The sequence below is a fragment of the Arthrobacter bambusae genome (assembly GCF_022606295.1).
Classification (GTDB): Bacteria; Actinomycetota; Actinomycetes; order Actinomycetales; family Micrococcaceae; genus Arthrobacter; species Arthrobacter bambusae_A.
In genome coordinates, this window is record NZ_JAHHZS010000058.1 from 1 (window position 1) to 10,598 (window position 10,598).

11 protein-coding genes are annotated in these 10,598 nt (G+C 64.9%); 7 read left to right on the forward strand and 4 right to left on the reverse strand.

Features of this window, described 5'->3' with window-relative positions; genetic code table 11:
* Window positions 1-51: 51 nt before the first annotated feature.
* The 4 genes from KNN17_RS21410 to KNN17_RS21425 are packed head-to-tail and all read right to left on the reverse strand — an operon-like array spanning window position 52 to window position 3,922.
* Window positions 52-531, reverse strand: a complete 480-nt coding sequence (locus KNN17_RS21410) for an RpiB/LacA/LacB family sugar-phosphate isomerase (RefSeq protein WP_241710853.1) — start codon at window positions 529-531, stop codon at window positions 52-54.
* The gene (locus KNN17_RS21415) at window positions 528-2,258 is read right to left on the reverse strand and encodes a dihydroxyacetone kinase family protein (protein WP_241710855.1); all 1,731 of its coding nucleotides are present in this window, start codon (window positions 2,256-2,258) and stop codon (window positions 528-530) included. Before KNN17_RS21415 ends, KNN17_RS21410 begins: the two co-directional genes overlap by 4 nt.
* A gap of 33 nt (window positions 2,259-2,291) precedes the next feature.
* Window positions 2,292-3,068: an SDR family NAD(P)-dependent oxidoreductase gene (locus KNN17_RS21420; protein ID WP_241710857.1), complete on the reverse strand. Its 777-nt coding sequence runs from the start codon at window positions 3,066-3,068 to the stop codon at window positions 2,292-2,294.
* Window positions 3,069-3,097: 29 nt separating this feature from the next.
* Window positions 3,098-3,922, reverse strand: coding sequence for a sugar phosphate isomerase/epimerase family protein (locus tag KNN17_RS21425; RefSeq protein ID WP_241710859.1), 825 nt, complete (start codon window positions 3,920-3,922; stop codon window positions 3,098-3,100).
* A gap of 192 nt (window positions 3,923-4,114) precedes the next feature.
* On the opposite strand from KNN17_RS21425, the gene KNN17_RS21430 reads away from it, so the two are divergent.
* From KNN17_RS21430 to KNN17_RS21460, 7 genes are all read left to right on the forward strand, one after another.
* On the forward strand, window positions 4,115-5,452 hold the full coding sequence (locus KNN17_RS21430) for an MFS transporter (RefSeq protein WP_078107546.1): 1,338 nt from the start codon (window positions 4,115-4,117) through the stop codon (window positions 5,450-5,452).
* Complete coding sequence (locus tag KNN17_RS21435; protein ID WP_241710861.1) at window positions 5,452-6,366, forward strand: transketolase; 915 nt, start codon at window positions 5,452-5,454, stop codon at window positions 6,364-6,366. Before KNN17_RS21430 ends, KNN17_RS21435 begins: the two co-directional genes overlap by 1 nt.
* On the forward strand, window positions 6,363-7,400 hold the full coding sequence (locus tag KNN17_RS21440; protein ID WP_372489719.1) for a transketolase family protein: 1,038 nt from the start codon (window positions 6,363-6,365) through the stop codon (window positions 7,398-7,400). The genes KNN17_RS21435 and KNN17_RS21440 overlap by 4 nt, the downstream gene beginning before the upstream one ends.
* 122 nt (window positions 7,401-7,522) lie before the next feature.
* Window positions 7,523-8,182 carry a GntR family transcriptional regulator gene (locus KNN17_RS21445; protein WP_241710863.1) on the forward strand — a complete coding sequence of 220 codons (660 nt, stop codon included), beginning with the start codon at window positions 7,523-7,525 and terminating at the stop codon, window positions 8,180-8,182.
* A 110-nt stretch (window positions 8,183-8,292) separates the two neighbouring features.
* A complete protein-coding gene (locus tag KNN17_RS21450; RefSeq protein ID WP_241710865.1) occupies window positions 8,293-8,499 on the forward strand; it encodes an antitoxin MazE family protein in 207 nt (68 codons plus the stop codon).
* Window positions 8,496-8,822 carry a type II toxin-antitoxin system PemK/MazF family toxin gene (locus KNN17_RS21455; protein WP_241710866.1) on the forward strand — a complete coding sequence of 109 codons (327 nt, stop codon included), beginning with the start codon at window positions 8,496-8,498 and terminating at the stop codon, window positions 8,820-8,822. Before KNN17_RS21450 ends, KNN17_RS21455 begins: the two co-directional genes overlap by 4 nt.
* 110 nt (window positions 8,823-8,932) lie before the next feature.
* Window positions 8,933-10,333: an MFS transporter gene (locus KNN17_RS21460; protein ID WP_241710867.1), complete on the forward strand. Its 1,401-nt coding sequence runs from the start codon at window positions 8,933-8,935 to the stop codon at window positions 10,331-10,333.
* Window positions 10,334-10,598 lie beyond the last annotated feature (265 nt).

Consider the following 10,598-nt stretch of genomic DNA (forward strand, 5'->3'; position numbering starts at 1 on the left):
GGGAAGGACCTGCAACCCCTCATATCGTCTAGTTGGGACGGGGGACGGGACTCAGCAGCCCTCGAAATCCGTGAGCACCTTGACCTTGTCGGCCGAGGCCGAGGCCGGGTCGAAGGCGTAGCCGAGCCATTCCCGGGCCAGCCTGCTGGCCAATTCGATCCCGACGACGCGCTGGCCCATCGTGAGCACCTGGCAGTCGTTGGACAGGATGGATCGCTCCACGGAGAAGGAATCGTGGGCCGTCGTGGCGCGAATGCCGTCCACCTTGTTCGCCGCGATGGCCACGCCGATCCCGGTGCCGCAGAACAGGATGGCCCGGTCTGCATGGCCGTCGCGGATGAGTTCACCGGCCTTGATCCCCACGTAAGGGTAGGGGGTGGTGAAGTCTTCGGTGGAGTCGCTGCGGTTGACGCCGATGTCGATGATCTCGCTGATCCGCGGATCGTTCCGCAGGTCCGCCATGATGCGGTCCTTGTAGTCGACGCCTGCTTCATCGGCACCCAGGATGAGTCGGAAACCTTTCGTGCTCATGCCGTGACCTTCCCGGCACTCACAACGTGGGGGCCCATGACGGTGAAGATCATCGCGAGCGAAGTAGCTCCGGGATCGGCTGTGCCCAGGCTCTTTTCCGCCAGCGGCCGGGCCCTTCCCTTGAGCGGACGGAGCGAGGCCGTGGCTTGCGCGGCCGAGGTGGCCGCCTCGGCAGCTTCAGTCCAGGCGAGCTCCGGAGGAACGCCTTCGGCGACGCGATTGCTGAACGTTTCGGCGAAGGGGAGCAGGGCGTCCACCATGGTCTTGTCGCCGATCTCGGCCTTGCCCAGATCGGTGATCCGCGCGGCGAACGCTGTCACGGCAGCGGCGAGTCCAGCCGGTTCGGGCGCCTCGTCATTGCCGAGGGATTCGCCGAATGCCCGGAGGCCCGCGCCCCACAGGACTCCGGAAGTTCCGCCGGCCTTGTCCGCCCAGGCGTCGCCCGCGGCTACCAACATATCGCCGGCTCCGGCACCATCGGCCAGGGCCTTCGCGGCTGCGGCAGTGGCGGCGTCGATTCCGCGGACCATCCCGCGGCCGTGGTCGCCGTCGCCCGCTACCGCGTCCATGTCGCCAAGGTGCGATTCGGCGTCGTGCAGTGCATTCCGGGCCGCCTCCAGCGCGGCAGCGCAGTTCGCGGCGTAGTTGCGCGAGTCCAAAGTGGCCGCAAACTCCATGGCGGTTGGGCCGCCGTCGTACGCTTCCTCGGCAAACAAACCGCCAGCAAGGGCGGCGTTGCCGCGCCGGTAAGCGGGCGTTTCCGCGGGGGCCGTCCAGAGCGGCTCAAGTTCTTCGTCCAGCCAGGTGATGGTGAGGGAGACGCCGGACATGTCCAGGCTCGTGACCAGTTCGCCGACCTCCGGCATGACCAGGGTGTACCCGGCGGCGCGCAGCAACGGTGCCACGGTCAGCCACAGGACGAAGAGTTCTTCATGCTTGGTGGAGCCGAGTCCGTTGAGGATCACAGCCAGGCGGTTGCCCGCCCCTTGCGGTGTTTCTGCCAGCAGCCGGTCGACGAGTTCCTGCCCGAGTTCCTTCGCCGGAGGGAGATCGGTGTCGAACAGGCCGGGCTCGCCGTGGATGCCCAGGCCAAGTCCCATCTGCTTGTCCTTGAGCGTGAACAGCGGAGCTTCGGCGCCGGGGAAGGTGCAGCCGTGGAAGGCGCTGCCGATGGTGCGGGTGAGGCTGTTGGCCTTGCGGCCCAAGCGCACGACGTCGGCCAGCCCGGCTCCCGCTTCGGCGGCGGCGCCCATGATCTTGAAGACGGTGAAGTCACCCGCGATGCCACGGCGTTTGGCGGATTCCGACGGCGGAGCGCTCGCGATATCGTCCGTCACCAGCACGTTTTCGACGGCGATGCCTTCCGCCGCCAAGCGCTCGCTGGCCATGCCGAAGTTGAGGACGTCCCCGGCATAGTTGCCATACGTGAAGACCACTCCGGCGCCGCTATCGGCAGCCTTGGCCACGGAGTAGGCCTGTTGGGCGGAAGGCGAGGTGAAGATGTTGCCCACGACGGCGCCGTCGGCCAGTCCCGCGCCGATGAGTCCGGCGAATGCCGGGTAGTGCCCGGACCCGCCGCCGGCCAGGACGGCCACCTTGGGCTGCTCGGGACGGTGGCGGCGGACTGCGCCGCCGGGAACCTGGCGCACCAGGCCGGAGTGGAGGTCGCAGAAGCCGGCGAGGGCTTCGTCCGCGAAATCGGCGGGATCGTTGAAGATTTTGGTCATCGTGGGCTCTTTCGGCTACGGATGCGGGGACTGCTAGTGGATGTGGCTTCCACCATTGATGTCGATGGTGGTGCCAGTGAGGTAGGCGGATTCCTCGGAAGAGAGGAACGTGATGACGGCGGCGATTTCCTCCGTGGTGGCGTTGCGGCCCAGCGGGATGCCGGCGTTGATGGCGGCTTCCTGCTCGTCGGTGCTGCCGACGCGGATGTTCGTGTCCACGGCGCCCGGAGTAATGGCGTTCACGGTGACGCCGGTGGCGCCGATTTCGCGGGCCAACGCCTTAGTGAAGCCGAGGATGGCTGCCTTCGCTGCGGAGTACGGGACCTTGCCGAAGACGCCGCCGCCGCGCTGGGCGGAAACGGAGGACATGTTCACGATGCGGCCCCAGCCGCTGGCGATCATGTCCGGCAGGAAAGCCTTGGTCACCAGGTAGGTGCCGGTGGCGTTCACGTCCATGATCTTGTGCCACAGTTCCAGCGTGGTTTCGAGGAACGGGACAGGGGAGGTGATGCCCGCGATATTGGCGAGGGCGCCGACGGCGGGGAGGTTGCCTGCGCTGATTTCGGCGGCGACCGCATTGTACGCCGCGTTCACGGAAGCTTCGTCGGCGACGTCGATCTCGTAACCGAACGCAGGGACGTTGAACTGGTTGCCGATTTCCGCTGCGACTTTGGCGGACTTCTCGCCGTCGAGGTCCAGGATCACCACGGCCCAGCCGTTACTGGCGTAGCGGCGTGCGGTGGTGATGCCGATGCCCCGGTCCGAGGTTGCCCCGGTGAGGACGGCGGTGCGCTGGGTGGTGGTGGTCATGATGCTCCTTGGGTTTGTTGGTGTGAAAGTCAGATGAGGTCTGTGATGAAGCTGGCGGCTTTGGCGGCCGCCGCCGGGCGTTCGTCGTGGGTGACGTCGCGGGTTTCGAGCTCGAGCGAGAAGTGGCCGTTGTAACCGGTGGCTGCGAGCGAGCGGAGTCCGGCGGCGAAGTCCGCCTGGCCGTTTCCGATGCTGAGGTTGATGTTGCCCGGAACCGCGTCCCGCAGGTGGACATGTGCAATCCGGCCCCGATGCCGCTCGATGTACTCGAGCGGGTCTTCGCCCGCGGCGACGATGTGGCTGAAGTCCATGACAATCCCGACGCCGGAGCCCGCCAGCCGTGCGGCCAGCAGTTCGGCACGTTCCAGGTTCCAGCAGAACCGGAGGAAGTGCAGGGATTCGGTCCAGAGTTCGACGCCGAACTCCGCCGCGCGCTGCCCGGCACCGATGAGTTGGGCAGCGATGGTGTCCAGATCCTCGTCGAGGCTGCGGACCGGATCGTGTGACAACGCTCCGCACGGGAGGACCAGCGCCTTCGCGCCGGTGTTTGCAGTCAGGGTGAGCAGCGCATCGAGGTGCCTTTGGCGGGCGTCGCGTTGGCCGGCGTCGAGCACTGCATTCAGGTCGCCTATATCGCCGTTCACCGAGCGGACCCGCAACCCCGAGGCGGCGACCTCCGCAGTCACGGCTGTGACGGCGTCGGCATCCAGTTCATAGGGAACGTGATCGCAGACGCCCGGGAGCGCGCCGAGGTCGATTTCCTCGAAGCCCAGGCCATTGATGGTGCGCAATGCCGTGGGTAGATCCTGGTGCCGGAAGCTGATGGACGAGCAACCAAGCCGGGAGTTGAACATCTTCGTTTCCTCCAGTCGTGCCCGAAGGCAGTAGTGATGGGAACCACAGTAGCTAAGTTAACTGTCAACAGTCAACCCTTGAAGTTGACTGTTGACAGAACTAGATGATGCAGGTCACACTGGCATATCATGTGTTAACAGTCGACAGTGCTGAGCGCCAAGCCTCAGTCGCTCTTCGAAAGGGATTCACCAATGAGCAAAGAAGCTCTGACCATGCGCGGTCCGGTCCACGGCACCAAGGACGCCAGGCGTGTTGCCATCGGCTCCGGCGTCGGCGCGGTCATCGAAACCTATGACTTCATCGGCTTCGGCACCGCGGCTGCCTTGTACTTCGGAACGGCATTCTTCCCCACGGGCGATCCCGTGACCGGCACCCTCGCCGCCTTCGCGACCCTCGGCGTCGGCTTCGCCGCCCGTCCCATCGGCGGGATCATCGGCGGCCACCTGGGTGACAAGCTGGGGCGCAAGCCGGTCCTCGTCGCCTCCCTCATCCTGATGGGCGTGGCCACCTTCCTGATCGGCCTTCTTCCCACCTACAGCCAAGTGGGCCTCCTGGCGCCGGCGCTCCTCGTGTTCGTCCGCATCGTCCAGGGCCTGGCCTTCGGAGCCGAATGGGGCGGCGCCATCCTGATGAGCTATGAGCACGCACCATGGAAGAAGAAGGGGAAGTACACGGGCATCGTCCAGGCCGGATTCCCCGTGGGACTGCTGCTGGCCAACCTGGTCTTCCTCGTCAGCGTCCAGCTCGGCGGCGAGCTCGCCTGGCGCATTCCGTTCCTTGCCAGCATGGTGTTGGTGGTCGTAGGCCTGATCATCCGTTCCAAGGTCCCGGAATCCCCCGTCTTCGATGAGGTCAAGGACAGCGGTGCCATCGTGAAGTCGCCCATCGTCGAGGTCCTGAAGACCGATTGGCGCAACATCGTCAAGGGCATCGGCCTCCGCATTGCCGAGACCGCAGGCTACGCCGTCTCCATCACGTACATGATTTCCTACCTGAACGGCCAGCACTTGGCCGACAAGACCCAGACCCTGGTGGCCCTCTGCATCGCTTCGGCCATCGGCATCTTCGCGACCCAGGCCTGGGCACGGCTGACGGACAGGATTGGACGCCGCCCCGTCTACATCTGGTCATGCGCCTTCGCCGTACTCTTTGCCATTCCGATGTTCCTGCTGGTCAACACCGGTTTGTTCATCTTCATCATTGCCACGATCGCCGTCTCCTACGGCGTCTGCCAGAACTCCCTCGCCGGCGCCCAAGGCGCTTGGTTCCCCGAGCTGTTCCAAGCGAAGACCCGCGCCTCGGGCGCCTCGCTGGCCTACCAGATCTCCGCCACGATCTCCGGCTTCACCCCCTTCATCACCACCCTGCTCTTCGTCGCCATGGGATGGATGGGCCCGGCCTTGCTCTTCGGCCTGTACGCCGCGATTGGTCTCTGGGCAGCTTTGGCTACCCGCGAAACCTGGGGCAAGCGGGAGCGCCAGTTGGCCGATGAGGCCACCAAAAGCACTCCCCAGTCGGTGAATGTCTAATGGTGGTGGTACAGGATCAATTCACTGCCGGACGGGTGGGAGAAACCGTGAAGGACCGCATCGAGCGGGTAGCTGCAGCCGCCAACCGGATCAGGCACCACGCCCTTAACATGGGCGAAGTCCAGGGCCAGGGCTACGTAGGCCAGGCCCTCGGAGCGGCGGACATGCTCGCCGCGGTCTATGCGGACCAGCTCCGCTACCGCGCCAATGATCCCGAGTGGGAGGGCCGGGATCGTTTCCTGCTTTCCACCGGGCACTACGCGATCGGCCACTACGCAGCTCTGGCCGAGGCGGGGATCATTCCCGTGGAGGAACTCGAAAGCTATGGTTCGGACGATTCCCGCCTGCCCATGTCCGGGATGTCGACGTACACGCCGGGCATGGAAATCTCCGGAGGATCTCTTGGCCACGGGCTCTCCATCGCCGTCGGAATTGCCCTTGGCCTCCGGCACCGCGCGCAATCGGGGGAGGGCTCCAGCGCGAGGGTGTACAACTTCCTTTCCGACGGTGAGTTGGACGAAGGTTCCACATGGGAAGCCGCCATGGGCGCGCACCATCACCAATTGGGAAACCTCACCGCCCTGGTGGACATCAACGCGCTGCAGGCGGACGGCAAGACGGACACGGTCCTCCGGACCGAACCCGCGACGGAGAAGTGGGAAGCCTTCGGCTGGTACACGCAGCGGGTGGACGGGAACGACGTCGGTGCGTTGCTGGCGGCGTTCGACAATGCCGCCGCCCGGGCCACCGCCGTCGGGCGCCCTTCCGTGATCTTGTGCGACACGAAGGTGGGCCGCGGCGTGCCGCTGCTTGAAGAACGTGAAAAGGCGCACTTCATGCGTATCGAAGAACACGAATGGCAGCTCTGCCGCAAGCAACTGACCGCAGGATCCACCGGGAAGGCCGGCCGATGAGCACCGTCACCGCGTCGAAGGGCGCCGCCTCGAGAGGCACAGCACCGCAAGGCGCAGCCCCCAAGCTGAAAACCTCAGCGATGATCGCGTCCTTCGCGGATCCCGGCCAGAAGACTTCTTCCGCGCCTTTCGGCCACGCGTTGGTCAAGGCTGCCGAGGCCGACCCGCGTATCGTCGGACTCACCGCTGACCTCGGCAAATACACGGACATGCACATATTTGCGAAGGCCTTCCCCGAGCGGTTTTTCCAGATGGGCATGGCCGAGCAGTTGCTCTTCGGCGCGGCAGCGGGGTTGGCCGAGACCGGCCTGGTGCCGTTCGCCTCGACTTATTCTGTGTTCGCCGCGCGCCGGGCCTACGACTTCTTGTGCCTCGACATCGCCGAGCCGAACCTCAACGTGAATATCGTGGGCGGACTCCCGGGCCTCACCACGGGCTACGGCCCCAGCCACCAGGCCACTGAGGACATGGCGATTTTCCGTGGAATGCCGAATCTGACCATCGTCGATCCGTGCGACTCCGTGGACATCGAACAGGCCGTGCCTCAGTTGGCGGCCAGCGACGGACCTACGTACCTGCGCCTCCTTCGCGGCAACGTCCCCACCGTGCTGGACGAGTACGACTACACGTTCGAACTCGGCAAGGCGAAGGTGCTGCGCGGCGGCAACGACGTCGTGTTCGTCTCGAGCGGGTTGATGACCATGCGCGCGCTGCAGGCAGCGGAGGCGCTCGCGGCGCACAAGGTGGATGTCGCCGTCGTGCACGCGCCGACCATCAAACCGTTCGACGCCGCCACCGTCCTGGCGGAACTGAACACCGACCGCCTGGCCGTCACGCTGGAGAACCACAGTGTGGTGGGCGGCCTGTTCGAAACCGTGGCCTCCGCCGTCGTCTCGGCCGGGCTGGGCAAGCGCGTCGTTCCCGTGGCACTTCCGGACGAGTTCCTCGATGCCGGTGCCCTGCCCACCCTGCACGAGCGCTACGGATTGTCGATGCAGCGGATCGTGGCGAAGGTCCTCGCGGAACTCGGCTGAGCCTGGTAATTCCTTGGCAGGAGCGCGGAGCAGGCGTGGGCCGGTTCCGCGCTCCTGACGTAAGATCAACAGTTAACACACCGACTGTAAACAGTCGACCACTGACATTGAGGACGGACAAGATGGCCGGAGCAACAGCACCCCTTCTGGGACTGGAAAAGAAGAGCCTCCGCGAGCAGGCGCTCTCCGCCTTGCGCACCGCCATCACGAGCGGCGAGCTGGAACCGGGACGGCACCTCGTGGAAACCGAGCTGTCGGACATGCTCCAGATCAGCCGGGGGACGCTCCGGGAGGCCCTGCGGCAACTTGAGCAGGAGGGCCTGCTGTCTGCTGGACCGCGTGGCCGGCTTTCTGTCCGGCACCTCGATGCCAAGGAAATCCGCGATATCTACTCCGTGCGGGCGGCCCTGGAGTCCCTCGCGGCGCGCACGCTCTGCGAGCTGCCGGACCGCCAACCGGTGATCACTTCGCTGCGTACCGCAATCGACGCCATGGCGGCCGCCGCCAAGGGAAGCCTCGAGGAACGGATCGAGTCCGATCTGGAATTCCACCGCACCATGTGCCGTCTCACGGGCAACGAGACCCTGCTCCATTCCTGGGAGTCCCTGGAGGGATCCATCCGGATGTCCATCATGTTCGCCGGACTGGAAAAGGGCGTCAAGAACATGAGCGTCGAGCGGCACCACGACATCGTGGCGGCCATCGAGACCGGGGATGCATCCCTGGCGCGGAAGACCATCCTCGAGCACATGGACAGCGCCGCCGCGGAGCTGGTGGCTTAAGCGCCCGACGGCGGGTGACCGACGGCGGCGGGCGGCCTTGCGCTCGCCGCGCTTCCGAGGGACATCTCCGTGCTTGTCGCCACAATTACGTTACATGTAACATCGATGCTATGACAGTCAGAGATCGGGTTAGTGAGTACCGTAAGCGGATGCGCGAACACGGCTTCCGCCCAATCCAGGTGTGGGTGCCTGACGTTCGAGCCGATGGATTCGACGCGGAAGCACATCGGCAAGCTGCTGCCGCCGCAGCTGCCGACCGTCACTCTGATGACCAGGACTTCATCGAGGCTGTGTCAGCGCCCTGGGACGAAGTGTGAACCGCGGCGAACTCTGGACCGTGGCCGGCGGCGTCTACGCTTCCAAGCCACGGCCAGCGTTGGTCATCCAGGATGACCGATTCGACGTCACCGATTCCGTCACGGTTCTTCCCCTGACAACAACCCTGATCGATGCACCCCTCCTGCGGGTCAGTGTCTCAGCCTCGGAGTTGTCCGGCTTGCGGCAGGAAAGTCACGTGATGATCGACAAGTTGACGACGGTCCGGCGTTCCGGTGTGCAAAGCCGGGTCGGCCGCTTGACAGCCGCTCAGCTCGTTGAGATTGAAAGGGCTTTGCTGGTGTTCCTCGGACTTACCGGCTAGCACACCGTCAGGGGCCCCGACCGCGCTCGCTGTGCTTACGATGGGGTCACTGCCAGTACCCCTCACGACAGTGACTCCCTCATGTTCTCCGTGGGCTGTTTCCTTAATCCATGACTCGTCCCGAAACCACGTTGCCAGCTCCGGTTCCTCCCTCGGCCATGGCCGATGCACCCCGGGCACGGCTCACGCTCATGATTGCGTCGCTGGGTTTCTTCCTGATCACCCTCGACATCCTGATCGTCAACGTCGCGCTCACCAGCATCGGCAAGGAACTCGGGGGCGGAACTGCCAGCCTGCAATGGGTGATTGACGGCTACACGCTCATGTTCGCCGCGTTGCTGCTTTTCGCAGGGAACTTGTCGGACCGGATCGGCGCGAAAAGGGCGCTGGGATGGGGCATCGCACTGTTCCTCGTGGCGTCGGTCGCGTGCGCCCTCGCGCCGACGTCGGGGGTCCTCATCGCTGCCCGCTTCCTCCAAGGAGGTGCGGCATCGATCATGCTACCGGCGTCGATGGCGCTGATTCGGCAGGCCTTTCCCGATCCCCGCCGTCGAGCACATGCCCTCGGGATATGGGCGGTAGGCGGGGCAGTTGCCGGAGCCGTTGGACCGCTTGTCGGCGGCCTCCTCACCACGTTGGACTGGCGGCTCGTGTTCGGGATCAACCTTCCCGTGTGCATCGCGATGCTGGTTCTTCTGGCTTCCGTAGCCACGTCACCCCGACGGCCGACTCCGTTCGACTGGGCAGGCCAGACGGCGGCGATCGTTGCCCTGACCGCTTTGATGTACGGCCTCATCACGGGAGGAGCCGAAGGCTTCGGCGCGGTGCCCGTCATCATTAGCCTTGTACTGGCAGTCGTCAGCCTCGCTGCTTTCCTCCTGATCCAGGCGCGCGGCCGGCACCCGATGATGCCACTCGAGCTGTTTCGCTCCACCGGCATGAGAATCTCGCTCTCGGTGGGGTTCGCATTCATGGTCGGCCACTTCGGTACGGTCTTTGTCGTCAGTCTCTTCCTTCAACAGCATCTCGGGCTGACGCCGCTACAGGCCGGTTTCACGTTCCTTCCGTCCGCGGCGTTCAGCATCGTCGGCAACATCGTCAGCGGAACACTCTCGAACCGGTTCGGCACGCGGGTGCCGGTGGTTGTCGGATTGACGTCCATGGTGGTGGGACTCACCGGGATGCTTCTCACGGCGCCGCTGGGATCGCCGCTGCTCGTCGGTGCCTTCCTGATTTTCACGGGCTCCGGTGGATCGATCGCGATGCCGCAGGTCACCGCCGTCGTGCTCGCGAGCGTACCGAGCGAAAAGGCAGGCACCGCAAGCGCAGTCTTCAACACGTTCCGCCAGGTTGGCGGCGCAGTGGCCATCGCCGTCTTCGGCGCCCTCATCGCCGATCGCGGCGACTTCGTCCACGGAATGCAGACCAGCTTCATCATCGCGGCGTCCCTTCTTCTGCTCACCGCCCTCGCGAGCCTCTTCATCCACTCGCCGGGCGCGGCCAAAGACTAGGCAGCCGCACCGTGGATTCACGGCCGACAGAAGGGCAAACACAGGATTTGCGCAGGACTTGCCTAATACTTTTCCGCTGAGGTGGAATCCGCTCCTGCCGCATCCATGGGCGGGGCAAGATGGTCCCTGTACGTTTTCCAAGGATGTTCGTTGGGGGCTTTCGGTGTGATACGAGAGAAAGAACGCAACGAGCTGGTGCTGCAGCACTTACCGCTCGTTGGCTATTTGGTGTCGGAGCTCTGCGCGAGAGCTTCTCATTTGTCAT